This is a genomic window from Roseomonas marmotae, from assembly GCF_017654485.1.
Taxonomy (GTDB): domain Bacteria; phylum Pseudomonadota; class Alphaproteobacteria; order Acetobacterales; family Acetobacteraceae; genus Pseudoroseomonas; species Pseudoroseomonas marmotae.
Map to the genome: position 1 here is coordinate 3,052,716 of NZ_CP061091.1, position 22,426 is coordinate 3,075,141.

24 protein-coding genes are annotated in these 22,426 nt (G+C 68.6%); 11 read left to right on the forward strand and 13 right to left on the reverse strand.

The window, feature by feature from the left end; genetic code table 11:
• Positions 1-117: 117 nt before the first annotated feature.
• Positions 118-1,518, forward strand: a complete 1,401-nt coding sequence (locus tag IAI58_RS14315; protein ID WP_207445616.1) for an amidase family protein — start codon at positions 118-120, stop codon at positions 1,516-1,518.
• Here IAI58_RS14315 and dctP read toward each other — a convergent pair.
• The 3 genes from dctP to phaR all read right to left on the reverse strand — a co-directional run bounded on the left by dctP (position 1,515) and on the right by phaR (position 3,979).
• Positions 1,515-2,645: a TRAP transporter substrate-binding protein DctP gene (dctP, locus tag IAI58_RS14320; protein WP_207445617.1), complete on the reverse strand. Its 1,131-nt coding sequence runs from the start codon at positions 2,643-2,645 to the stop codon at positions 1,515-1,517. The two genes, IAI58_RS14315 and dctP, sit on opposite strands and share 4 nt — an antisense overlap.
• 133 nt (positions 2,646-2,778) lie before the next feature.
• The gene (locus IAI58_RS14325) at positions 2,779-3,240 is read right to left on the reverse strand and encodes a helix-turn-helix domain-containing protein (RefSeq protein ID WP_419555784.1); all 462 of its coding nucleotides are present in this window, start codon (positions 3,238-3,240) and stop codon (positions 2,779-2,781) included.
• Positions 3,241-3,355: 115 nt separating this feature from the next.
• Complete coding sequence (phaR, locus tag IAI58_RS14330) at positions 3,356-3,979, reverse strand: polyhydroxyalkanoate synthesis repressor PhaR (RefSeq protein ID WP_207445618.1); 624 nt, start codon at positions 3,977-3,979, stop codon at positions 3,356-3,358.
• A gap of 461 nt (positions 3,980-4,440) precedes the next feature.
• Here phaR and IAI58_RS14335 point away from each other — a divergent pair, with 461 nt between their 5' ends.
• The 3 genes from IAI58_RS14335 (at position 4,441) to ctrA (ending at position 8,054) form a co-directional block, all read left to right on the forward strand.
• The gene (locus IAI58_RS14335; RefSeq protein WP_207445619.1) at positions 4,441-5,682 is read left to right on the forward strand and encodes an alpha/beta fold hydrolase; all 1,242 of its coding nucleotides are present in this window, start codon (positions 4,441-4,443) and stop codon (positions 5,680-5,682) included.
• A gap of 57 nt (positions 5,683-5,739) precedes the next feature.
• Positions 5,740-6,912, forward strand: a complete 1,173-nt coding sequence (locus tag IAI58_RS14340; RefSeq protein WP_207445620.1) for an acetyl-CoA C-acetyltransferase — start codon at positions 5,740-5,742, stop codon at positions 6,910-6,912.
• Positions 6,913-7,298: 386 nt separating this feature from the next.
• Complete coding sequence (gene ctrA, locus IAI58_RS14345; protein ID WP_207445621.1) at positions 7,299-8,054, forward strand: response regulator transcription factor CtrA; 756 nt, start codon at positions 7,299-7,301, stop codon at positions 8,052-8,054.
• A gap of 111 nt (positions 8,055-8,165) precedes the next feature.
• Here ctrA and IAI58_RS14350 read toward each other — a convergent pair whose 3' ends face one another.
• The 6 genes from IAI58_RS14350 to IAI58_RS14375 form a co-directional block, all read right to left on the reverse strand.
• On the reverse strand, positions 8,166-8,987 hold the full coding sequence (locus IAI58_RS14350; RefSeq protein WP_207445622.1) for a CheR family methyltransferase: 822 nt from the start codon (positions 8,985-8,987) through the stop codon (positions 8,166-8,168).
• On the reverse strand, positions 8,984-10,081 hold the full coding sequence (cheB, locus tag IAI58_RS14355) for a chemotaxis-specific protein-glutamate methyltransferase CheB (protein ID WP_207445623.1): 1,098 nt from the start codon (positions 10,079-10,081) through the stop codon (positions 8,984-8,986). Before cheB ends, IAI58_RS14350 begins: the two co-directional genes overlap by 4 nt.
• A complete protein-coding gene (locus tag IAI58_RS14360; protein ID WP_207445624.1) occupies positions 10,078-10,470 on the reverse strand; it encodes a response regulator in 393 nt (130 codons plus the stop codon). Before IAI58_RS14360 ends, cheB begins: the two co-directional genes overlap by 4 nt.
• A gap of 11 nt (positions 10,471-10,481) precedes the next feature.
• The gene (locus IAI58_RS14365; protein ID WP_207445625.1) at positions 10,482-10,994 is read right to left on the reverse strand and encodes a chemotaxis protein CheW; all 513 of its coding nucleotides are present in this window, start codon (positions 10,992-10,994) and stop codon (positions 10,482-10,484) included.
• Between the two features lie 12 nt (positions 10,995-11,006).
• Positions 11,007-13,583: a hybrid sensor histidine kinase/response regulator gene (locus tag IAI58_RS14370; RefSeq protein WP_207445626.1), complete on the reverse strand. Its 2,577-nt coding sequence runs from the start codon at positions 13,581-13,583 to the stop codon at positions 11,007-11,009.
• A 79-nt stretch (positions 13,584-13,662) separates the two neighbouring features.
• Positions 13,663-14,235: a histidine phosphotransferase family protein gene (locus IAI58_RS14375; protein ID WP_207445627.1), complete on the reverse strand. Its 573-nt coding sequence runs from the start codon at positions 14,233-14,235 to the stop codon at positions 13,663-13,665.
• Positions 14,236-14,356: 121 nt separating this feature from the next.
• Between IAI58_RS14375 and IAI58_RS14380 the strand changes: the two genes are divergently transcribed.
• The 4 genes from IAI58_RS14380 to IAI58_RS14395 all read left to right on the forward strand — a co-directional run bounded on the left by IAI58_RS14380 (position 14,357) and on the right by IAI58_RS14395 (position 16,784).
• The gene (locus IAI58_RS14380; RefSeq protein ID WP_237182237.1) at positions 14,357-14,524 is read left to right on the forward strand and encodes a DUF3553 domain-containing protein; all 168 of its coding nucleotides are present in this window, start codon (positions 14,357-14,359) and stop codon (positions 14,522-14,524) included.
• A gap of 3 nt (positions 14,525-14,527) precedes the next feature.
• Positions 14,528-15,286, forward strand: a complete 759-nt coding sequence (locus IAI58_RS14385; RefSeq protein WP_207445628.1) for a sulfite exporter TauE/SafE family protein — start codon at positions 14,528-14,530, stop codon at positions 15,284-15,286.
• 79 nt (positions 15,287-15,365) lie between these two features.
• Positions 15,366-16,358: a GTP 3',8-cyclase MoaA gene (gene moaA, locus IAI58_RS14390; RefSeq protein ID WP_207445629.1), complete on the forward strand. Its 993-nt coding sequence runs from the start codon at positions 15,366-15,368 to the stop codon at positions 16,356-16,358.
• Positions 16,359-16,379: 21 nt separating this feature from the next.
• Positions 16,380-16,784 carry a hypothetical protein gene (locus IAI58_RS14395; protein WP_207445630.1) on the forward strand — a complete coding sequence of 135 codons (405 nt, stop codon included), beginning with the start codon at positions 16,380-16,382 and terminating at the stop codon, positions 16,782-16,784.
• A 9-nt stretch (positions 16,785-16,793) separates the two neighbouring features.
• Here IAI58_RS14395 and IAI58_RS14400 read toward each other — a convergent pair whose 3' ends face one another.
• From IAI58_RS14400 to IAI58_RS14410, 3 genes are all read right to left on the reverse strand, one after another.
• On the reverse strand, positions 16,794-17,408 hold the full coding sequence (locus IAI58_RS14400) for a hypothetical protein (RefSeq protein ID WP_207445631.1): 615 nt from the start codon (positions 17,406-17,408) through the stop codon (positions 16,794-16,796).
• An 8-nt stretch (positions 17,409-17,416) separates the two neighbouring features.
• The gene (locus IAI58_RS14405) at positions 17,417-18,046 is read right to left on the reverse strand and encodes a YjbE family putative metal transport protein (RefSeq protein ID WP_207445632.1); all 630 of its coding nucleotides are present in this window, start codon (positions 18,044-18,046) and stop codon (positions 17,417-17,419) included.
• 191 nt (positions 18,047-18,237) lie between these two features.
• The gene (locus tag IAI58_RS14410) at positions 18,238-18,882 is read right to left on the reverse strand and encodes a TerC family protein (protein WP_207445633.1); all 645 of its coding nucleotides are present in this window, start codon (positions 18,880-18,882) and stop codon (positions 18,238-18,240) included.
• Positions 18,883-19,007: 125 nt separating this feature from the next.
• On the opposite strand from IAI58_RS14410, the gene purB reads away from it, so the two are divergent.
• Together purB and IAI58_RS14420 are read left to right on the forward strand one after the other, a co-directional pair.
• Complete coding sequence (purB, locus tag IAI58_RS14415) at positions 19,008-20,339, forward strand: adenylosuccinate lyase (protein ID WP_207445634.1); 1,332 nt, start codon at positions 19,008-19,010, stop codon at positions 20,337-20,339.
• A 122-nt stretch (positions 20,340-20,461) separates the two neighbouring features.
• Positions 20,462-20,797, forward strand: coding sequence for a hypothetical protein (locus IAI58_RS14420; RefSeq protein ID WP_207445635.1), 336 nt, complete (start codon positions 20,462-20,464; stop codon positions 20,795-20,797).
• A 54-nt stretch (positions 20,798-20,851) separates the two neighbouring features.
• Here the strand turns inward: IAI58_RS14420 and IAI58_RS14425 are convergent, their stop codons facing one another.
• Entirely contained in the window at positions 20,852-21,241 is a 390-nt protein-coding gene (locus tag IAI58_RS14425; RefSeq protein ID WP_207445636.1) for an accessory factor UbiK family protein, read from the reverse strand.
• A gap of 187 nt (positions 21,242-21,428) precedes the next feature.
• Here IAI58_RS14425 and rfaD point away from each other — a divergent pair, with 187 nt between their 5' ends.
• Entirely contained in the window at positions 21,429-22,421 is a 993-nt protein-coding gene (gene rfaD / locus IAI58_RS14430) for an ADP-glyceromanno-heptose 6-epimerase (RefSeq protein ID WP_207445637.1), read from the forward strand.
• Positions 22,422-22,426: the final 5 nt, after the last annotated feature.

The following is a 22,426-nucleotide window of genomic DNA, read 5'->3' on the forward strand; positions in this document are numbered from 1 at the left end:
CCCGCAGGACAGAACATGACAAACTCTCCATGTTCCGTCCGGTTTCGGGCTCACTCCTCTCGACGCCATTCCTGTCTTGGCCAAGACTGTCCGCCACGCTGACGAGGATCACATGGCATGACCGCACTCTGGCGCCTGACTGCAACGGAAACCGTGGCCCGCATCGCCGCCCGCGACATTTCAGCGCGCGAGGCGACGCAGGCGGCGCTGGACCGGCTGGCGGCGGTGAACCCGGCCATCAATGCCGTGGTGCAGGAGATGCCGGAACAGGCCCTGGCCGCCGCCGACGCGGTGGACGCCGCCATCGCGCGTGGAGAGGCGCCGGGGCCGCTGGCCGGGGTGCCCGTCACCGTCAAGGTGAATGTGGACCAGAAGGGCTTCGCCACCACCAACGGGCTGCGGATCCAGAAGGACCTGGTGGCCACCGAGGATAACCCGGTGGTCGCCAACCTGAAGCGGGCGGGCGCCGTCATCATCGGCCGCACCAATACCCCCGCCTTCTCGTTGCGCTGGTTCACCCGCAACAGCCTGCACGGCCATACCCGGAACCCGCGCGACCCCGCGCTGACCCCTGGCGGCTCCTCGGGCGGCGCGGCGGCGGCGGTGGCCGCGGGCATCGGCGCCATCGGGCATGGCACGGATATCGGCGGCTCCATCCGCTATCCCGCCTATGCCTGCGGCATCCATGGGCTGCGTCCGACACTGGGCCGCGTCCCCGCCTGGAATCCCTCGGGGCCGGAGCGCGCGGTGGGCGCGCAGCTGATGGCGGTCTCGGGTCCCATGGCCCGCAGCATCGCCGACCTGCGCCTGGGACTGCAGGCCATGGCGGCGGAGGATCTGCGCGACCCCTGGTGGGTGCCGGCCCCACTCTCCGGCAGCCCCTATCCCAGGCGCGCCGCCCTCTGCCTGCGCCCGGAAGGGATGGATACGAAGCCGGAAGTGGAGCAGGCCCTGCGCGATGCCGCGCTGCGCCTGCAGAACGCGGGCTGGAGCATCGTCGAGACCGCCTGCCCGCCCCTGCGCGAGCCCGCCGCCCTGCAGGCCATGCTCTGGCTGGCCGAAAGCCGGCGCGGGCTGAACGCGGCGCTGGAGAGGGAGGGAGACCCGGACGCCAGATTCGTCTTCGCACAGATGGAGGCGCTCTGCCCTCAGCCCGACCTGAATACCTTCCAGGACGCCCTGCAGGCCCGCGCCGCCTTCACCCGGCAATGGCAGCTTTTCCTGAAGAACTACCCGGTGCTGCTGGTGCCGGTCTCGGCCGAGCTGCCTTTTCCTGACCTGCTGGATGTGCAGTCGCCCGAAGCCTTCCGCCGGGTGATGGCGGCGCAGCTGGTGCAGGTCGGCCTGCCGCTGATGGGCCTGCCGGGCCTGACCGTCGCCACCGGCGCGGTCGATGGCGTGCCGGTGGGCGTGCAGCTGATCGGCGGCCGCTACCGGGAGGATGTGCTGCTGGACGCTGGCGCGGTGATCGAGGCCGGCTATGCGCCGGTCGGCATTGCCGACCCCGTCGCCGGCTAGGGGGAGGCCGTCAGCCGCGCGCCGCCACCATGCGGGCGCGCGATGCCTACCGAGGGCAACTGCGTGTCGGGCTTCTCGCCCGGGCCGGGCAGGAAGATGCGGGTTAGCGGCGCCAGATAGGTGTTCCAGCCCTGCCGGCAGCTTTCGCCGCAACGGGCAATCCAGCCGGGGATCACGGCGGTGGACAGCAGGCGGCGGCGCGCCGTCTCATCCTCCGGCGTCACCGCGTTCCAGGCCATCGTGCCGGGCGTGCCGGACTGGCAGCCGGGGCGCCCGGCATTGCAGAGGAAGCCGTCCTCTGTGTCCTGCCCGGCGGCCGCCCAGACGTTCAACTCCAGCCGGCCCAGCCCCCGCCGCAGGGTCAGTTGCAGATCCTGCGGCAACTCATCCCAGGCTTGCCGGTTGGCGGCAAAGATCGACAGGCCCCATGAGAGGGCCATGGGATGCACCTGCCGCGCCACCCGGTGCAACCCGATCTGATTGCCGCTGAGCGAGCCGGTGATGACGCAGTCGACCCGCCCTGTCTGCAGCTCCTCCGCCTGGGAGGCAAAGGTGGTCACGACGGGATGTCCACCCAGCGCCTCGATGACATCGGCCTGGCTGTAATTGGAAACGCGCACCCGCCGGCGCCGGACGGATTCCAGATTCGGCAACGGATCGGTGCAGAACAGCACCTGGGCGGGATAGGCGTAGACCGCCAGCATCTCCACCCCGTATTCCCGCTTCAGCAGCGCGGTCAGATAAGGCCGGTAGGCCTGCACCACCCGCCGCAGCATGCTGATATCCGGGGCCAGCAGGGCCAGGTTCGGCGCCGCCAGCTCGGGGTCGGTATTGGCTGCCAGGCTCAGCAGCACCGTGCCGAACGACACGACGCCAAGCCGCAGCAGATGGAGCATGTCCTGACCGCGGATGCCGCTGCTGTCGAAAGGCACGATATCCGCTTGCAGCCGGCCTTCGCTGATGCGGGGCAGTTCCTCCCGCCAGAAGCTGCGCTCGTAATCCTGGTAGAGCCTGACATCTGCCAATCCGCCGACCACCTGCAGGCGCGTCGGCGCGGGGCTTCCTTCAGCCTGGGCCTGGGCCTGGGCCTGGGCCTGGGCCGCCGTGGTCATCAGCAGCAGCGCCATGGCAAGCCATGCAACACGATAGTGCCTGCCGGGCCGCGGCGGGGGGAGAACGGCTTTCACCCGGGACAGCATAAGCGAGACCGGCCGCCACGGAAACGGTTTCATGACAGAGGCGATGGCCGGGCGTCGGTTATCAGTCGAGCGGCCGGCTCTGCGCCTGAGCGGCCAAGGCACGGGCCATCTGGCTCAGTGCTTCCTGATGCTTCTCATTATCAATGAGCACGAAATTCCGTGCGAGCTCCAGGCACATGCGCTGCCTGTGGCCCAGGGGCTGCGGCTGCCCGTCCTGCTCCAACCCTTCGAAGAACCAGGCGACGGGAACGCCGAGGACGATGCCGATCTCGAAAAGCCGGCCAGCCGAGATACGGTTCAGGCCCCTCTCATATTTATGGGCCTGCTGGTAGGTGACGCCGATCATCGTGGCCAGTTGCTGCTGCGACAGGCCCAGCATGAGGCGCCTTTCCCGGATGCGCGCGCCGACATGACGGTCCGCGTTGCGCGCGCGTGCCGTAGGCTTCTCCTGCTCCTCAGCGGCCGTGGATGGGGATGGGGCCATATCGTCGCCCAAGCTCCGATTGCATTCGATGTTCTGCATGCACGTTAAATAGGCCATCGCGCCGCGGCGTGTGCTGGCTCGCTGCGGCGTGGGCGTGAACAATGCGTGAGACCGACTGATCAGAAAGTCAGTTACGCCACTGTAAGTGACTTTCTCAGCCTTGCCTCTTCATCATTTCGCGACGTAGCTGCGCCAGCTGGGTCTGAGCCGCCGCCAGTTCGGCCCGGAGATGCTCTACCTCATCCTCATCCGGCCTGCCAGCGCCTGGGGTGCCTTCCTTACGTGGCGGGAAAGGGCTGAACAGGCTCATCGCGCGTTCCATCATCGCCATGTTCTGCTTGCCCACTTCCTCGAAGCCGCTGAAGGGCGCCTGGAAGGGGTTGAAGCCGCCCATCGCCTGTTCGACGGATTGGCGCATCTGCTCCTGCTGCCGGGCGAAGCTGCCCATGGCGAATTCCAGGTAACGCGGCACCAGCGACTGCACGCTGTCGCCGTAAAGCCCGATCAACTGCCGCAGGAAAGGGATTGGCAGCAGGTTCTGCCCCTTGGCCTCTTCTTCCACGATGATCTGCGTCAGCACGCCGCGGGTGATGTCGTCACCGGTCTTGGCGTCATAGACAGCGAAGTCACGCCCGGCCCTGACCATGCCTGCCAGATCCTCCAATGTGACGTAGGAGGAGGCTTCGGTGTTATAGAGACGCCGGTTGGCGTATTTCTTAATGACGACCGGGGGTTGCGCCTGATCACTGCCATCGCGCTGCTTCACCTGTTCCACCATCGGCTTCCCCACCCTTCGTTCGGCGCCTTCTTGCGCTGCGGTAGGCTAGCACGCTGCAAGATGGGGTGCGAACAAACAGTGGAAGGGCAGGCAGGGTTCCCCGACCGGCTGGACAAGCCGCGCGGCACGGTCGAGAAGGACGCGCATGGAAGGCCCGAAGCACGGTCCGGGCGGAGAGCCCGGGGAATTGGAAAGGCTGGCAGAGGATTGGATCACGCTGTGGCAGAGCGAGGTCGCGGCGCTTGCGGCGGACCGGGAAATGGCGGAGGCCTGGGCGGGCTGGGCCTCGGCCACCGCCGCCTGGCTGCGTTCGGCGATGACGGCCACGCGTCCCTCCGCCATGTCCGCCTGGCCCGTCCCGCCCTGGATGGCTGGCGGATGGCCCGGCGCGGGGATCCCGCAGGGATTGTTCCGCGCCACGGATGCCTCGCCCTGGCCCGCCGGCGTGCCGGGCGGCGCGCATGACGGGGCCAATGCTGCGGCGGGGCCCGCGCCCCCTGCCCCTGCATCTGAGCCTCGCCATGACGCGCGCGATGGCGGCGCTGACGACACTGCCGCCCTCCGGCGCCAGGTCGAGCAACTGGAACAACGGCTGGCCGATCTCGAAAGCAGGACAGGCGGAAGCCAGCCGGATCGGCGCCGCCCTCGCCGCCGGGCACCATCCGCCTGAGGCTTTCCACGCCGCCGTGCGGCAGCGACTGGCGCGGGAGGATGCCGCCTTCATCGCCGGCATCGCCGCCTATCGCCGCCACCCCTGGCTTCGGCAGATGCCGGAGGCGGCGGTGGTCTGGCAGGAAGGTGGCTCCCGCCTGCTGGATTACGGCGGGGACGGCGTCCCGGTGCTGGTGGTCCCTTCCCTCGTCAACCGCGCCCATGTGCTGGACCTCGCCCCCGGCCATTCGATGCTGCGGCACCTCGCGGAACACGGGACGCGCGTGCTGTTGCTGGACTGGGGATGGCCTGGAGAGGTGGAGCGCGGCTTCGGCCTGACGGATTATATCGCCGGGCGCCTCGAACGCGCGCTGGCCTCGCCCGCCGCCACGGCACTGGGGTCGGTGGCGCTGGTCGGCTATTGCATGGGCGGGCTGCTGGCGCTGGCCTCGGCGCTGCGGCGGCCGGACCGGGTGCGGGGGCTGGCGCTGCTGGCCACGCCCTGGGACTTCTCGGCCGGCGGCGAAGAGGCGGCCGGGCGTGCCCTTGGGCTGGCGAAGCTGCTGCCGGGGCTTCAGCCGCTCATGGAGAGTACCGGCACCTTGCCGGTCGATGTCGTCCAGTGGCTGTTCGCCAGCCTCGATCCCTGGTCCATCGCCCGTAAGTTCCGCGCCTTCGCCCGGCTGGACCCGCAGAGCCCGCGCGCCATCCTATTCGTGGCGCTGGAGGATTGGTTGAACGATGGCGTCCCTCTGGCCGCGCCGGTGGCGCGGGAATGCCTGGGCGGCTGGTACGGCCGCAACGAGCCCGGCCTCGGCCAGTGGCGCGTGGCCGGTGCGGTGGTGGAGCCAGCGGCGCTGGATCTGCCTGCCTTCGCGGCCATTCCACAATCGGATCGCATCGTGCCGCCGGCCTCCGCCCTGGCCCTGGCGGAGCGTCTGCCGCGCGCCCAGATCCACATGACCCCGGCCGGGCATATCGGCATGGCGGCCGGCGGGCGCGCCGAGGCGGCGCTCTGGGCGCCACTGCTGCGCTGGCTGATGGACTTGTAGCCCCACCTGCCGCGGCGCACACTGCCGGGCAGCACGGTCCTGAGGGAGAATGGAATAATGACCGAGATCGTCATCGCGTCGGCGGCTCGCACACCCGTCGGCGCCTTCAATGGCGTCTTCGCCAGCCTGCCCGCGCATGCGCTGGGCGCCGTCGCCATCCAGGCGGCACTGAGCCGCGCCGGCATCGAGGCCGGGCAGGTCGACGAGGTCATCCTTGGCCAGATCCTGACCGCGGGCGCGGGCCAGAATCCAGCGCGGCAGGCCGCGATCGCCGCCGGCATCCCGGTGGAGCGCACCGCCTTCGGGATCAACCAGCTCTGCGGCTCCGGCCTGCGGGCGGTGGCCCTGGCGGCGCAGCAGATCGCGACCGGGGATGCCAGCATCGTCGTCGCCGGCGGCCAGGAGAGCATGACCCAGGCCCCGCACGTCGCCAATCTGCGCGCGGGACAGAAGATGGGCGACCTGGCCTTCATCGACACCATGATCCGCGATGGGCTCTGGGATGCCTTCAACGGCTATCACATGGGCAATACCGCCGAGAATGTGGCGGAGAAGTTCCAGATCACCCGCGATGACCAGGACGAGTTCGCCTACAACTCCCAGCGCAAGGCGGGTGAGGCGATGTCCGCCGGCCGCTTCGCCGATGAGATCGCGCCCGTGACGGTGAAGACCCGCAAGGGTGAGAACGTCGTCGGCACCGACGAATATCCGAAGCCCGAAACCTCCCGCGAAATCCTGGCCAAGCTGCGCCCGGCCTTCGACAAGAGCGGCACGGTGACGGCGGGCAATGCCAGCGGCATCAATGATGGTGCCGCCGCCATGGTGGTGATGAGCGCGGCAGAGGCCGCCCGGCGCGGCGTTATGCCCCTGGCGCGCATCGTCAGCTGGGCGACGGCGGGCGTGGACCCTTCGGTGATGGGCACCGGCCCGATCCCGGCCAGCCGCAAGGCACTGCAGAAGGCGGGCTGGAGCATCGGTGATCTCGACCTGATCGAAGCCAACGAGGCCTTCGCCGCGCAGGCCTGCGCCGTGAACAAGGAAATGGGCTGGGATACCTCCCGCGTGAACGTCAACGGCGGCGCCATCGCCCTGGGTCACCCGATCGGCGCCTCCGGCGCGCGGGTGCTGACCACCCTGCTTTATGAGATGCAGCGTCGCGATGCCCGTAAGGGCCTGGCGACGCTCTGCATCGGCGGCGGCATGGGCGTGGCGCTCTGCGTCGAGCGCTGAACCCTTTCGGTTCTGGCACAAGGCCGGGCAGCGCAAGCTGCCCGGCCTTTTTCGTCCCCGCCCTGTGTGTCGGGAGGGGCCTATTTCCAGCGTAGCGAGGTCAGGCAATCGCCGTTAATCTCATTTTAGGTAAATTTCTCATAAATTATTCTGATGCTGGTGAAGCGGCACCGTCACAACCTTAAGGCGACTGCCCTTCAAGCCCGCCGACGCCGAAGATCAGCCGTTATGGCATCGGTTAATCCACTGAATTTTAAGAAAATATTTTCGGTAAATTCTTCAGTCGGGATTCATCTCTTTCTTGATACGTCTCAAAGATGAAAAACCTCTTTTTCACTCGCGTATAAGTGGTATCAATTCAATCACAGATTGAGGGCAGGACGGAAATGAGGATACTTCTGGTTGAAGATGACCTGACCACCGCCCGGGGAGTCTCCATGATGCTAAAGGCGGCCTCCATGATGGTCGATGTCGCCAGCACCGGAGAGGACGCGCTGGAACTGGCCGCCCTCTACGACTACGACATCGTCATCCTGGATCTGATGCTGCCGGATATGGAGGGCTATGAGGTGGTCCGCCGGCTGCGTGGCAACCGAGTGGAGACACCGGTGCTCATTCTCTCCGGCCTCTCCCGCCCGCAGGCGAAGGTCAAGGGCTTCGGCATGGGCGCCGACGACTTCATCACGAAGCCCTTCGATCAGCAGGAGTTGCTGGCGCGTATCCAGGCCATTGTCCGCCGCGCCAAGGGCTACAGCCAGCCGACCCTGTCCGTCGGACCGCTGACACTCAATCTCGGTTCACGCGAAGTCCGGGTGGGGGGGCGCGATGTGCATCTGACCGGCAAGGAATACGCGATCCTGGAATTGCTGACCCTGCGCAAGGGCCTGGTGCTGACCAAGGAAGTGTTCCTGAACCACCTCTACGGCGGCATCGATGAGCCGGAGGCGAAGATCATCGACGTCTTCATCTGCAAACTTCGCAAGAAGCTGGCGCTGGCCGGCGCGGGCGAGTTGATCGGTACCGTCTGGGGCCGGGGATATGTGTTGCGCGACCCCAGCACCCTCGCCAATCGCTTCGTCCTGCCTGAAGTGCCGGCTCCTCCGGCCCTGGTTAGCCCCGGCAGTCTGCACGCCGTAGCCTGACGGCTCTTTCATGACTGCCTGATGCGCGTTGTCCCTGACGGGCCAACGCGCATCGCGCCGCGATTCCTGCATTCCCGCTTCCCCTCCCTGCATCATCGCGGCGCGGTGGGATCAGCCCGCCGCCCGGAGGGCTGCCGCCAACGGCAGGGCGTAGGCTCCACGCTCGCCGGCCACTGCCGTCAGCCTGTCGGTCAGGCCAAGCACCGTCTCCGCCCCGCCCAGATAGAGCACGCCATCCGGCGCCAGTTGGGCCGCCAGGGCATTCAGCACCCGCCCCTTGGTCTGCGGGTCGAAATAGATCAGCACATTGCGGCAGAAGATGACGTCAAACCGGCCCACTGCGCGATGATCGGCCAACAGGTTCCGTTCCTCGAAGCGCACCATTTCCCGCAGCGCCGGCTGTACGCGCCACCGGCCCGCCTCCTGCCGGAAGTACTTCACCAGCATCTGCACGGGCAGGCCGCGCTGCACCTCGAACTGCGTGAAGACCCCTTCCCGCGCCCGCTCCACCACCTCGCGCGAAAGGTCCGTGCCCAGGATCTCGGCGCCACGGATGCCAAGTTCCTGCAGGATCATGGCGACGGAATAGGCTTCCTGCCCCGTGGAACAGGCCGCGGACCAGATACGCAGCCGGTGCCCGGCCGGCCGCGCCGCCATCAACCCCGGCAGCAGGCGCCTCAAGTGGTCGAAGGGCTTGCCGTCGCGGAAGAAGCTGCTCTCATTCGTCGTCAACGCTTCCGTCACGGCACGCGCAAGCTTCTCGGCACGCGGGTCACGCAGCCGCAGCGCCAGGATATCCAGGCTGGAGATGGCCTCCTGCTTCAGCAGCGGCGCCAGCCGGGTCTCCAGCATGTATTCCTTGTCCGGCGTCAACACGATGCCCGACCGCGCCTTGACCAGCGTGGCAATGGCGGTGAAGCCCTCGGCGTTCATATCGTCCCCCCAAGCGGGTCGAATTGTCCTGTCACACGCTCGGCCAGTTGCTCAGGCGGCAGCAGGGCCTGCGCCAGCCCGGCCCGCGCCACCGCGCCCGGCATCCCCCAGACGACGCTGGAAGCCTCGTCCTGCGCCAGCACCGTACCACCTGCCGCCGCCACCGCCTTGCAGCCGAGCATCCCGTCCGAGCCCATCCCGGTCAGAATCACCGCCGTCACGCGCCCCTCGCAGGCCGCCACCAGGCTCCGCAGCGTCGGGTCCACCGCCGGGCGGCAGAAATTCTCCGGCGGGCCGGAATCCAGCTTCGCCACCAGGCTTCCGCCCACGTTCTCCACCAGCAAGTGCCGGTCGCCCGGCGCCAGATAGATGCGGCCGGGTTGCAGTACCTCACCCTCCCGCGCCTCGGCGGCGGCGGGGCCGCCCAGCCGCGCGAGATGGTCGGCCAGCATGGTGGTGAAGCCTGCGGGCATGTGCTGCACCACAACCAGCGGCACCGGCAGCGGCACTCTCAGCGCACGGACAAAGCCCGCCAGCGCCTGCGGCCCGCCGGTGGAGCAGCCAATCAACACAGCCTTGGGGCGCAGCTTGATACCCGCCCGTCGCAACATCGGTGGCGCGGGGCGGGCCGCCACCGGCCGCCCCTGCATCCGCGCCCAGCCTTTGACCTTGGCCAGCAGCTCCGCCTGGAAGGCAGGATCGCGCAGCCCGCCGCCGGCGGCCGATGGCTTCGGTATGTAGTCGACGGCGCCCGCGCGCATCGCCGCCATGGCGGCTTCCGCGCCTCGCTGGGTCAGGGCGCTGGCGACGATGACCGCGGGCCTCGGCTGCGTCTTGAGCAACAGGGGCAGCACCGTCATGCCATCCATCACCGGCATTTCCAGGTCCAGCAAGACCACCTCTGGCCGCTGCTCCGGCGGTAGCGCGGCCAGCATGTCCAGCATCTGCCGCCCATCGCCGGCGCGGCCGACCACCTGCAACCGTGCATCAGCCTCCAGCACACGGGCCATGGCACTGCGCGCCGTCGGGCTATCGTCGCAGAGCATGACCCGCACCACCCGAGCTTCACCGGATTGCGGCCGCGGGATGGTCATGCCTCGAAGTCTTCAGGTACCAGTCCCAGTTGCGCCAGCTTGCCGGTCAGGATGGCATCGTCGAAGGGCTTCATGATGTATTCCTGCGCCCCGGCCGAGAGCGCGGTGACAATGCGGTCGAACTCGCTCTCCGTCGTGCAGAGCATGATCAGCGGTTCCTCGGCACCGAACTCGGCCCGCGCCGCCTTCAGGAATTCCAGCCCGTCCATCACCGGCATGTTCCAGTCCAGCAGCACCAGCCGGGGCAGCGCCTCCCGGCAGGCGGCCATGGCCTGGGCACCATCGGCGGCCTCCCGCACTGCGAAGCCATGGCGTTCCAGGATGCGGCGCGCGGCGTGGCGCACCACGCGGCTGTCATCCACCACCAGGCAATCCATCGAGGTTTCCATCGTCCCCTCCTTCAGCCGATGGCCAGGATGCGGTCGACATCCAGCATGATCAGCAGCCGGTCACCCTGCCGGTGCACCCCGCGCGAGACGTCGCGCCAGATCGCGTCCAGCGTCGGTGGATTGCCGGCCAGCCCTTCCGCAGGCAGCGGCACCACCTCCCCCACCGCATCGGACAGCAGGCTGTAGAGTTCGCCCCCCTGCTCCACCACCACACTCATGGGCGGCGGGCCGCCGGCGGCCCGGTCCGGCAGGCACAGCCGGCGGCGCAGGTCGATGGCGGTGACGATGCGGCCACGCAGGTTCAGGCTGCCCGCGACCTCTCGCGGGGCCAGCGGGACACGGGTGATGGCCTGGGAGGCCAGGATGTCCCGCACTGCCAGAACGGGCACGCCGCAGAGTTGGCCCCCGACCGTCAGGGTCAGCACCATCTCGGCCGCCGCATCCACCACCGGCGGCGCGCCGGGCAGGATTCCCGGCAGGCTTGCATTAGGCAGGCCTCCGGACGCACGCGCTTCGGTCTGCATCGCTCTCGCTCCTCAGGGGAAGGCAGGCATGGAAAGACTGTCCCGCAACAGGTTCAGCAGCGCCTCCCGATCCGATTTTCCAACATCGCCGGTGAATCCGGCGTTACGGCAGCGGGCGGAATGGCCCGGCGCGGCATGCGCGCTCATGGCGATCATCGGCAGGCGCTGCCAGGGTCCGGCCTCCCGCACCGCGCGGGCGAGACCCAGCCCGTCCAGTTCCGGCATCTCGATATCGGAGATGATGACGTCGAACATCGCGCCCTGTTCCCGCAGGCGCAGCGCCTGGGCGCCATTGTCCACCGTCGTCACCTCATATCCGGCGGCGCTGAGGCCGGGCACCAGCAGGTGGCGGAAGAAGGCGCTGTCCTCGACCAGCAGCACGCGCTTGCCTGCCTGCTCGCCCTGCGGCTGTGGCTTGAACCAGTCGTCGCCAGCCTGGCGCAGCCACCAGGCGCAATCCATCACATCCGTTACCTTGCCGCAGATCACCGCGCTGCCCAGGAAGCCCGGCCGATCGTGGCTGCCTTCGATGTTCAGATGTTCCTCGACCACGTCCAGGATGGCATCGACCATCAGGCCCATGGCGCGCAGCTGGTCGCTGAAGACCAGCACCGCCTGGCGGCGGCCCGGCTCCGGCGGCGTCCAGTGACCGGACATCGGCACCAGCGGCATCAGCTTACCACGATACTGCACCAGTGGCTGGCTGCCCGAGAGTTCGATGCTCTCCGCAGGCAGATCCTCAAGCCGCGCCACAAGGCCCAGCGGTACCGCCTTCGGCGTCTCGTCCCCTGCGCGGAAGAGCAGCAGCGCCGTGCGCTCGGAGAACCGGGCACCACCCGGCCCGGCGGCGCGTGGCGCATCCTCCGCCGGGCCGTCGGCACCCACGCCGGTCGCGCGGGCGATGCCGTTGGGGTCCAGGATCATGATGACGCTGCCATCGCCCAGGATGGTATTGCCGCTGAACATCGTCACATGGCGCAGGATCGGCGCCACCGGCTTCACGACGATCTCCTCGGTATCGAAGACCTTGTCGACGATGATGCCGAAGACATTGGGCCCGACCTGCGTCACCACGACAAAGCCGGCATCCTCCTCCCGCACCGCTTCGGCATCTTCCAGCTTCAGCAGCCTCGACAGCGAGACGAGCGGCAGCAGCCGGTCGCGCAGGCGCATCACCGGTGTCTGGTCGATCCGCTCGATGGTGCTGCCACCACCGCCCGCGCCCACCAGTTCCACCACGCCGATCTGCGGGATGGCGAAACGTTCCCTGCCGGCTTCCACGATCAGCGCGGAAACGATCGCCAGTGTCAGCGGGATCTTGATGAAGAATGTGGTACCGCGACCTTCCACCGAGCGCAGCTCGATGGTGCCGCCGATCTTCTCCACATTCGTCTTCACCACATCCATGCCGACGCCACGGCCGGAGACGCTGGTGATGGCGGCAGCGGTGGAGAAGCCGGCGCGGAAGATGAAGTGCTGGATCTCCCGCTCGCTCATGCCGGCGATCTCGGCCTCCGTCGCCAGGCCCTGGGCCAGCGCCTTCTGCTTGATCCTTTCCGCCGGCAAGCCGCGCCCGTCATCGCCGATCTCGATGATGATGTGGCCACCTTCATGATAAGCGTTCAGCGTGATGCGGCCGGTCTCCGGCTTGCCGGCGGCGCGGCGCTGCTCCGGCCCCTCCAGCCCATGATCGCCGCTGTTACGCACCATATGCGTCAGCGGGTCCTTGATCAGCTCCAGCACCTGACGGTCCAGTTCCGTCTCGGCGCCCTTCATCACCAGCTCGATCTTCTTGCCGAGTTCATTAGCCAGGTCGCGTACGATGCGCGGCAGCTTCTGCCAGGCATTGCCGATCGGCTGCATGCGCGTCTTCATCACCCCTTCCTGCAACTCGGAGGTGATGTGGGAAAGGCGCTGCAAGGGCACCGTCAGCGCGGAGTCGCCCCGCGCGCGCACCAGCTGCAACAGCTGGTTGCGGGTCAGCACGAGTTCGCTGACCAGGGTCATCAGGTCTTCCAGCACATCCACGGAGACGCGGATGGTCTGCGGCGGCACGACGCCGGCACCGCCCGCCGGAGCCGCGCCGGCGGGGACGGCGGGCGGGGCGCTGGCTGCCTCCGGGGCCACGGCCTCAGGCGCGGCTCCGGAGGGAGCGGGCAATTCCAGGGCGTCGAAAGGGTCGATGGCCAGCGGTTCCGGGATCGCGGCGGCCTCGCCGCGCCAGGCGGCGTCCAGTGCTGCGATCAGCCCGCCGTCATCGCCCTGCGGCTCGTTGCCCGTCGCCTCCAGCCCCGCGACGATGCCCTTCAGGCAGTCGATGGCCGAGAGGATCAGCGTGATGCCGGCCGGCGTGACCTGAAGCGCGCCTTCCCGGTATCTGCCAAGCACGTTTTCGGCCGCATGCGCCACCTTCTCCAGCCGCGAGAGGCCGAGGAAGCCGCAGGTGCCCTTGATGGTGTGCACGCTGCGGAAGATCTCCGAGAGGGTCGGACGGTCGTCCGGCGCCTTCTCCAGCTTCAGCAGCGCCACGTCGAGGGCGGCGAGGCCTTCATTGGTCTCTGTCAGGAAGTCTGCGAGAAGATCGTCCATTCCGGTCCCCGACGGCTGCGTTCGACATGCAATCTCTGCCGGGGATGCGAAGAAAGGATGAAGAGCGGTGCCGCAGGGGTCACCGGGGGCGGAGGGTCAGGGCTTCCGGCTCCAGCCGCGCCTGCCAGCCGGCGGCCCCGGCCAGACGCAGCAAAATCGGCGCCAGCACGGCGCGCGGGCCCTCCGCCGCCTCCCCCGCCAGGGCCGCGGCCAGGGAGGGCGGCCAAGCCAGAACCCGCCCTTCCGGCCGCAATTCCAGTCCGGTGCCATGGGGCCGCAGCCGTACCACGCCGCCGCGCGGCAGCGCCTCCCCGCCCAGCATGGCGGCCACCAGCAGCAGTTGCGCCAGGGCGGAGGGAAAGATCCGTTCCGGCGGCACCTCCAGCGCCAGGGTCGCGCGCCCGCCGGCGAGATTGCCCTCCAGCAGCGCGGCCAACTCAGGCGGGCTCATGGGCCCCGTGCCGGCGCCGCAGGCGGCACGCCAGAGTTGCAGCCGGGCCCGCAGGCTGGAGGCTGCCTCCCGCGCCAGATCACCGGCCTCGGGGTCGTCCCCCGCCATCTCCACGGCCCCGGCCATGGTGCCGAGGGGTCCTACCAGGTCGTGGCAGAGACGGGCGCAGAGGTCCTGCGCCAGCGTGAGGTCCGCTTCCATGCCCATCTCCTGCTCCTCCTGCCCGGAAAAGAGTCCCGTTTAAGCTGGAAGGGTTAATATCACGCCAGCGTGATCACAATCTTCCCTATTCGCGCCGTCGGCACAGCGTCAGTTTGCCGTCATGATCCTACCGCTCGAGCCTGGAATGCGCGTCCGCCACCCAAGCCATCCCGAATGGGGCGAAGGGCAGGTCCAATCGGTGGTGCGGGAGCGCGTGACGGTGAATTTCGAGCATATGGGCAAGGTGCTGATCAATGCGCGGCACGTGGACCTGGAAATCCTGGACTGATCCATGGCCGATTCGCTGCTGCGGGAAGTCCTGGAACTTCTGCTGTCCTGGCAATTTGCCGTCGCCGCTTGCGCCACCGTCGTCGCGGGGCTGATGCGCGGCTATTCCGGCTTCGGCACCGCCATCCTGCTGGCGCCGACCTATTCCACCCTCTGGGGCCCCCGCGTCGGCGTGCCGGTGGTGCTGCTGATGGAGCTTTTCGTCTCCGCCCAGCTGCTGCCCCGCGCGCTGTCCGAGGCCAACAAGAAGCTGATCCTGCCGATCTGCGCCGCCGCGGTCGTGGTGATGCCGCTGGGCTCGGTGGTGCTGCTCTATGCCGATGCCGACCTGTTGCGGAAGGGAATCGGGATCCTGGTGCTGGTCTTCGGGCTGCTGATGACGTCCGGCTGGCGCTACCACGGCACGCGGCCGCTGCCGCTGAACCTCGCCGTCGGTGTTGTCTCCGGCCTGCTGAAGGGCGCCAGCGGCATGTCGGGGCCGCCGATCATCCTCTACCTGCTGGCGGGGCAGGAAGGCGCACGGCAGCACCGCGCCAACCTGATCCTCTATTTCGGGGTGATCGGCGTGGCCTCGATCATTCCGCCGCTCTGGGGCGGGATCATCGACCTGCGGACGGTCCTGATGGCGGCGGTCCTGCTGCCGATCATGCTGATCTGCGTACCACAGGGGGCACGGCTGTTCCATGTCATCCCCCTGCGCTGGTATAGTCGTTTCGCGCTGATCCTGCTGCTGGCCACCGGCGCCTTCGCCCTGCTGGGTTGAGGCGCGGGACTTGCAGCCAAGGGGGATCGCGGCCCAAATGATGAGCCATCCCCCCCTTCCGGCATGGGACCCGCCTGCCATGATCGACCCGTTTGGCCGGGCTATTAACTACCTCCGAGTCTCCGTCACCGACCGCTGCGACCTCCGTTGCGTCTATTGCATGGCGGAGGATATGACCTTTCTCCCCAAGGCCGAGATCCTGACGCTGGAGGAGCTGGACCGCCTCTGCGGCGCCTTCATCGGCATGGGGGTGCAGCGCATCCGCCTGACCGGCGGGGAGCCGCTGGTCCGCAAGGACGTCATGAGGCTCTTCCACAGCCTGGGCGCCCGTATCGGCGAAGGCGGGCTGAAGGAGCTGACGGTCACCACGAACGGCACCCAGCTCTCGAAACATGCCGGCGACCTTTACGCGGCGGGCGTCCGGCGCATCAATGTCAGCCTCGACTCGCTGGACCCCGGCACCTTCAAGGCGCTGACCCGCTGGGGCCAGATCGAGAAGACGCTGGACGGCATCTTCGCCGCCAAGGCCGCCGGGCTCCAGGTCAAGATCAACGCCGTCGCCATGAAGGGCGTGAACGAGGATGAATTCGACCGGCTGATCGCCTGGTGCGGCGAGCACGGCTTCGACCTGACCCTGATCGAGACGATGCCGCTGGGCGATATCACCGGCGACCGCACCGACCAGTATCTGCCGCTCTCCATGGTCCGCGCCCGGCTGCGGCAGCACTGGACGCTGGAGGAGACGGACTACACCACCGGCGGCCCCGCGCGTTACTTCACGGTGGCGGAGACCGGGCGGCGCCTGGGCTTCATCACGCCGATGACCCACAACTTCTGCGAAAGCTGCAACCGGGTGCGCCTGACCTGCACCGGCACCCTCTACATGTGCCTGGGGCAGGAGGATTCGGCCGATCTGCGCGCCGTGCTGCGCGACCCCTCCGTGGATGAGGAAGGGCTGCGGCAGGCGATCCTGGATGCCATCGCCCGCAAGCCCAAGGGGCATGACTTCATCATCGACCGGCGCCGCAAGGCCCCCGCGGTGGGCCGCCACATGAGCGTGACGGGCGGCTGAACCATGGACAGCATGCGTGGAATGACGAACAGCCTGACGATACCCGGCATGCCCGAATGGACCGGCCTGCTGATGCTGGTGCTGATCCTGCTCTTCGCCGCCGCCTTCCTGCTGATGCCCTTCAGCGTCTTCGGCCTGAAGGCACGGCTGGATGCGCTGGAGGTGCAGCTGGATGAGATCCAGGCCGAGATCCGCAGCCTGGCGCTGCGGCTGACGGAGCCGGAGCTGCCGCCGCGCCCGCCGATCAGCGAGGAGTGGGTGGAGCCGCCCGCGAGCTACGCCACCCGCGAGCATGCGCCCCCCCGCATCACCCCGCCCGTGCCGCCCCCGCCCGCCTGGCCGGAGCGGCGGCCCGTGCGGGGCGCCGCCGCGGCCCCGCCGTCCCGCGCGGAACCGCGCCTGGACTGGCCCCGCAACCGGAGCTGACGCTGGCCCTCAGAAGGCCCGCGTCACCGGAAGCGCCCGTGCCGCCGTGGCGATGGCGCGGGTGAAGTCATCGGCATCGGCCACGCTGCTGTTGCGGCTGGGCATCGTGACATGCACGCGCAGGAAGCGCCCGGCGGCGGTGCCGAGGCAGACCTGCTGTTCCACCGCCGTGCGGCCGAAGCTGCCGGAGAGGTCGGCGCAGGTCAGGCTGCCACCGTCGGGCAACAGCAGGCTGCGCCGGCTGGTCTCGGCCAGGGTGCGGCCGGGGGGCAGTTCCGTCGCCTCCCGTACCGCCTCATCCAGCCGGGGCGTCACCAGCACGGCGGCCGCCCGGTCGGGCAAGGGCGGCTGCCCGAGGTCATAGATCAGCACCGAGGCCACGGCCGCGCGGGCTGGCAGGCCGTTGCGCGCGGGGGTCGTGTATTCCACCGCGCTGCCATAGCCGGGGCGCTGCTGCTCCAGGTTGGTGGTGGCGCCGCGCTCGAAGCCCGCCACCTCCACCGGCAGCCGCCCCAGCACCTCCGCCATCGGCGGCCGCGCCCGGGAGGCGGTTGCCTGGGCAACCTCCTCCGGGCCTTGCGCGGCGCAGGCGGTCAGCAGGACAGCCCCGAGAAGGGCGGCCACACCCCGCCTCAATGCGTCATCCCCGGCAGGGGCAGGCCCAGTTGAAGGGTGGCATTGGCCATGATCAATCCTTCCCAAAGCAGCTGCGCGCCGATCCAGACAATCAGCGCCACGCCGATGTAGGCGATGATCTTGAACCTTTCCAGCAGCTTGGCGAGCAGTCCGCCCAACAGACCCATCATGACGATGGAAATGGCGAGGCCGATGATCAGCAGGTTGAGGTTGGCGCGCGCCACGGCCGCGACGGCCAGGACATTGTCCAGGCTCATCGAGACATCGGCCAGCACGATCTGCCACAACGCCTGGCCCAGCGACTTCTCGGCCACTGGGGTGCCAACCGCCACCGCATGGCCGTCGCCGCTGCGCAACTCCCTGAAGAAGGTCCAGGCGATGTAGAGGAGCGCCAGGCCTCCGACGATGTCGATCCACCAGAGCGCCAGCAGCAGCGTCGCGAAGATGGAAAAGACGATACGCAGGATGGCAGCGGCGATGACGCCGAACAGCACGGCGCGCGCGCGCTGATGGGCCGGGAGCCCCGCCGCCGCCAGGCCGATGACGACCGCGTTGTCACCGGAGAGAATAACATTGAGCCAGATGATTTCTGCCAGGCCGGACAGCATGCCGCTGAAGGCTTCCATTCCAGATCCTCATGGAATTTGTTCAATGACCTGCGCGGCATCGCCCGGCACGACGCCCCACACGGGGCCGGACGCTACAGTCTGACGGCGGGCAGGTGAAGTAACCGGGCCAAAAACGTGACGGGCCGCTTCCCGAGGGAAGCGGCCCGTCCGATCAGATCCTGCGCGGAGAGGGGCCGAGGCCCCTGCCCTTACTGCGTGGATGACGCGCCGGTGAAATACGGCAGAACCTCGCCGCCGCCCGTCCAGATCATGTCAATGGCGACATAGAGGATGACCAGCAGGCCCACCCAGGCGATCCAGCGGAAACGCTCCAGCAGCCGGGCGATGAAGGTCGCCGCGACGCCCATCAGCACGACGGAGATGCCGAGCCCGACCACCAGGACCCAGAGGTGCTCCTTGGCCGCGCCGGCCACGGCCAGCACGTTGTCCAGGCTCATGGAGACATCCGCCACCAGGATCTGGATGATGGCGCCCCGCAGCGTCTTGCGCTCGGTCGGAGCGGCATTCGCCTGCTCGGTCTCGGCCTCCACCACTTCCGGCTGATGGCCGCGCTGCAGCTCGCGGAACATCTTGTAGCAGACCCAGAGCAGCAGGATGCCGCCCGCCAGGGTGATGCCCACAATGGCCAGAAGCTGCGTGGTGATGGCGGCGAAGCCGATCCGCATCACGGTCGCGGCCACGATACCCCAGAAGATCGCCTTGCGGCGCTGTTCCGCGGGCAGGCCGGCGGCGGCCATGCCGACGACGATGGCATTGTCGCCCGCCAATACGAGGTCGATGAGCAGAACCTGACCGAGCGCGATCAGCTCAGGCATCCAGGCAGATAAGTCCATTGGGTGAGTTTCCCGGCGTTAATGTTTTGGCCATCGCGCGCCAGGCCTGGGCTTGTCAACCGGGGAAGGAAGCGCCACACCCCGCCCGCCAGGACCTCCCCCCGCCAAAACGTAAGGATCGCCGCATGGTTCCGCGTTACACCCGTCCCGAGATGGCCGCGATCTGGTCGCCAGAGGCCCGCTACCGCATCTGGTTCGAGATCGAGGCCCTGGCCGCCGAGGCGATGGGCGAGTTTGGCACCATCCCCGCCGAATCCGCAAAGGTGATCCGCGAGAAGGGCGGGCCCCGCGCCGCGGCCATCGATGCCGCTGCCATCGCCCGGATCGACGAGATCGAGAGCGTCACGCGTCACGACGTCATCGCCTTCCTGACCTACATGGCCGAGGGTATTGGCGAGGATGCCCGCTTCATGCACCAGGGCATGACCAGCTCCGACGTGCTGGACACCTGCCTGTCGGTGCAGCTGACCCGCGCGGCCGACCTGCTGATCGCCGACCTCGACCGCGTGCTGGCGGCGCTGAAGGCGCGGGCCATCGAGCACAAGTTCACCCCCACCATCGGCCGCAGCCACGGCATCCATGCCGAGCCCACGACCTTCGGCCTGAAGCTGGCCGGGCATTACGCGGAATTCGCCCGCTGCCGCGCCCGCATGGTCGCCGCCCGCGCCGAGGTCGCCACCTGCGCCATCTCCGGCCCTGTCGGCACCTTCGCCAGCGTGGACCCGCGCGTCGAGGAATTCGTGGCCGCTAAGCTGGGGCTGGCGGTGGAGCCGGTCTCCACCCAGGTCATCCCGCGCGACCGCCACGCCGCTTTCTTCTGCGCGCTGGCCGTGGTGGCCTCGGCCATCGAGCGGCTGGCGACAGAGGTGCGGCACCTGCAGCGCTCCGAGGTGCGGGAGGCGGAAGAATATTTCCACCCCGGCCAGAAGGGTTCCTCGGCCATGCCGCACAAGCGGAACCCCGTGTTGAGCGAGAACCTGACCGGCCTGGCCCGCGTGGTGCGCGGCTATGCCATCCCGGCGCTGGAGAATGTGGCGCTGTGGCATGAGCGCGATATCAGCCACAGCAGCGTCGAGCGCTTCATCGGCCCCGATGCTACCATCACCCTGGACTTCGCCCTGAATCGTCTGGCCGGTATGATGGAGAAGCTGACCATCTATCCCGCGCAGATGGAAGCCAACCTGGAGAGCCTGGGCGGCGTGGTGCACAGTCAGAAGGTGCTGCTGGCCCTGACCCAGGCCGGGCTGTCGCGTGAGGGGGCCTATGCCGCCGTGCAGCGCGCCGCCATGGCGACCTGGACCAAGCTGGCCGACCCGGACGGCAAGTCCTTCCGCGACAACCTGCTGGCCGACCCGGAGGTCGCGGGCAAGATGGACGCCGCGTCGCTCGATGCCGCCATCGATCAGCAGCGCGATTTCCGCCATGTGGAGACCGTCTTCGCCCGGGTCTTCGGCTAGGGCCACCTGCCAGCCGCCTGTCACGGCTTCGTGACGGGCGGCCATGGCACCGCCTCGGAGGTGCCACCGTTCCGCCTCAGACAGCCAGGAAATTCAGGCTTATGACGAGGAGGAATTGCCACATGCCACGTCTCCCGACACGGCCAGGACTGCTGCGCCGGATTGCTGCGGCGGCGCTTCTGGCGACCGGGCTGGGCTTCGGCGCCATGGGTGCTTCCGGCGGGGTGCAGGCCGCGCCGGCCATGCCCGCCATCTCCGCCCCCACCGCGGCGCAGGCCGATCTGGTACCGGTGCAGGACTGGCGTTACCGGCGCCCACCGCCACGCCATTGGCGGCGTGGCCCGCCGCCCCGCCACTGGGGCCCGCCGCGCGCCCACTATTCTCCGCCGCGCTACCGCCGGCCACCCCCGCCGCCGCCGCACTGGCACCGCCCCCCGCCGCGCCACTGGCGCTACTGAACGGGCAGCAAAAAGGGCCGGGGAATCACTCCCTGGCCCTTTCCTCATCCGGCCTCAGGCGAGGCTGGCGGGGTCTTTCGGGTCTTCCTTCGGCTTCGGCACGACGGGGGCTTCCTCCGCCTCCGCGGCGGCTTCCGGCGCCGTGCCGGGGGTGCCGATGTTCAGCTTGGCTTCCAGCGCCGCGACGCGCACCGCCAGGGCGCTGGCTTCCTCACGTGCCCGGCGCGCCACTTCCAGCGCCGCGTCAAGATCCTCACGCCGCACCAGCTCCAGCCGCTGGGTCAGCATCTCCACCTGCGACTTCACAGCCGCCTCGATTTCGGCGCGGGCACCGGCCATGACCGAGAAGGCGCCGCCCGCCACTCCGGCCAGGTCGTCGAAGAAACGGCCGCGCCGCCCGGGCCCGGACCCATAGCCACCGCTCTCGCCCTTGGTATCCGTCATTTCAACCTCCAAATCGCGCCCGGTGGGCTGGTGAAACAATTCTGGTTCCGGGCCCGCCCGGCATCGGCGCTTGCCGCTTTCATGGCACGGCGCCTATACCCGGCGCGCCCGGGGCGACCTTGCGAGCTAGGTAGCCCCGGGCCGTCGCATCGCGAAAGGCTCTGCGCGCCCTGATGGAACCTGCTTCATGTATCTAGTGACTGGCGGTGCCGGTTTCATCGGCTCCAATCTCGTCGCCGCCCTCTGCGCGCGCGGCGAGGAAGTCCTGGTCGTCGACCGCCTGCGTGCCGGGGATCCGGGGCGCGAGAAGTGGCGCAACCTGGCGCATCACAACATCGCCGGCATCCTGCCCCCGGAGCTGCTGTGGCAGTGGCTGGAGGATAGCCCGCCTCCGCGGGCCATCCTGCATCTGGGCGCCATCAGCGATACCACCGTGCGCGACGGCGACCTGGTGGCGGAGAACAACCTCTCCCTGACGCTGCGCCTCTTCTCCTGGTGCGCCGAACGCGGGGTGCCGCTGATCTATGCCTCCTCCGCCGCGACCTATGGCGGCGGCGAGCAAGGCTTCGACGACGATGCCTCGCCCGAGACCCTGGCGAAGCTGCGGCCGCTCAACCTCTATGGCTGGTCGAAGCACGCGACGGACCGGCGCATCGCCGACCTGCTGGCACGTGGCCGCAAGGCGCCACCGCAATGGGCGGGGCTGAAGTTCTTCAACGTCTATGGCCCCAATGAATTCCACAAGGGCCGCATGGCCAGCGTGGTGCTGCACAAGTTCCGCCAGATCATCTCCGGCGCCCCGGCCACGCTCTTCCGCAGCGACCGCGAGGGCATCGCCGATGGCGAGCAGCTGCGCGACTTCGTCCATGTGGATGACTGCGTGGAGGTGATGCTCTGGCTGCTGGACAATCCGCGGGTCTCCGGCCTGTTCAATGTCGGCACCGGCACCGCCCGCAGCTTCCTGGACCTGACGCGCGCCATCTACACCGCGCTGGACAAGACGCCCGAGATCACCTTCGTCGACATGCCCGTCGATCTGCAGGGGAAGTACCAGTATTACACCCAGGCCCGCATGGACCGGTTGCGTGCCGCCGGCTTCACCGGCGCCGCGACGGGGCTGGAGGAGGGGGTCGCGCGCTATGTGCAGAACTTCCTGACCCAGCCCGACCCCTACGTCTGAGGCAG

Bases quoted from the DNA above. Each gene is read 5' to 3' on its own strand.
- IAI58_RS14315 (WP_207445616.1), top strand. From the start codon at position 118: ATGACCGCACTCTGGCGCCTGACTGCAACGGAAACCGTGGCCCGCATC.
- dctP (WP_207445617.1), bottom strand. From the start codon at position 2,645: ATGGCGCTGCTGCTGATGACCACGGCGGCCCAGGCCCAGGCCCAGGCC.
- IAI58_RS14325 (WP_419555784.1), bottom strand. From the start codon at position 3,240: ATGCAGAACATCGAATGCAATCGGAGCTTGGGCGACGATATGGCCCCA.
- phaR (WP_207445618.1), bottom strand. From the start codon at position 3,979: ATGGTGGAACAGGTGAAGCAGCGCGATGGCAGTGATCAGGCGCAACCC.
- IAI58_RS14335 (WP_207445619.1), top strand. From the start codon at position 4,441: ATGACGGGGCCAATGCTGCGGCGGGGCCCGCGCCCCCTGCCCCTGCAT.
- IAI58_RS14340 (WP_207445620.1), top strand. From the start codon at position 5,740: ATGACCGAGATCGTCATCGCGTCGGCGGCTCGCACACCCGTCGGCGCC.
- ctrA (WP_207445621.1), top strand. From the start codon at position 7,299: ATGAGGATACTTCTGGTTGAAGATGACCTGACCACCGCCCGGGGAGTC.
- IAI58_RS14350 (WP_207445622.1), bottom strand. From the start codon at position 8,987: ATGAACGCCGAGGGCTTCACCGCCATTGCCACGCTGGTCAAGGCGCGG.
- cheB (WP_207445623.1), bottom strand. From the start codon at position 10,081: ATGACCATCCCGCGGCCGCAATCCGGTGAAGCTCGGGTGGTGCGGGTC.
- IAI58_RS14360 (WP_207445624.1), bottom strand. From the start codon at position 10,470: ATGGAAACCTCGATGGATTGCCTGGTGGTGGATGACAGCCGCGTGGTG.
- IAI58_RS14365 (WP_207445625.1), bottom strand. From the start codon at position 10,994: ATGCAGACCGAAGCGCGTGCGTCCGGAGGCCTGCCTAATGCAAGCCTG.
- IAI58_RS14370 (WP_207445626.1), bottom strand. From the start codon at position 13,583: ATGGACGATCTTCTCGCAGACTTCCTGACAGAGACCAATGAAGGCCTC.
- IAI58_RS14375 (WP_207445627.1), bottom strand. From the start codon at position 14,235: ATGGAAGCGGACCTCACGCTGGCGCAGGACCTCTGCGCCCGTCTCTGC.
- IAI58_RS14380 (WP_237182237.1), top strand. From the start codon at position 14,357: ATGATCCTACCGCTCGAGCCTGGAATGCGCGTCCGCCACCCAAGCCAT.
- IAI58_RS14385 (WP_207445628.1), top strand. From the start codon at position 14,528: ATGGCCGATTCGCTGCTGCGGGAAGTCCTGGAACTTCTGCTGTCCTGG.
- moaA (WP_207445629.1), top strand. From the start codon at position 15,366: ATGATCGACCCGTTTGGCCGGGCTATTAACTACCTCCGAGTCTCCGTC.
- IAI58_RS14395 (WP_207445630.1), top strand. From the start codon at position 16,380: ATGACGAACAGCCTGACGATACCCGGCATGCCCGAATGGACCGGCCTG.
- IAI58_RS14405 (WP_207445632.1), bottom strand. From the start codon at position 18,046: ATGGAAGCCTTCAGCGGCATGCTGTCCGGCCTGGCAGAAATCATCTGG.
- IAI58_RS14410 (WP_207445633.1), bottom strand. From the start codon at position 18,882: ATGGACTTATCTGCCTGGATGCCTGAGCTGATCGCGCTCGGTCAGGTT.
- purB (WP_207445634.1), top strand. From the start codon at position 19,008: ATGGTTCCGCGTTACACCCGTCCCGAGATGGCCGCGATCTGGTCGCCA.
- IAI58_RS14420 (WP_207445635.1), top strand. From the start codon at position 20,462: ATGCCACGTCTCCCGACACGGCCAGGACTGCTGCGCCGGATTGCTGCG.
- IAI58_RS14425 (WP_207445636.1), bottom strand. From the start codon at position 21,241: ATGACGGATACCAAGGGCGAGAGCGGTGGCTATGGGTCCGGGCCCGGG.
- rfaD (WP_207445637.1), top strand. From the start codon at position 21,429: ATGTATCTAGTGACTGGCGGTGCCGGTTTCATCGGCTCCAATCTCGTC.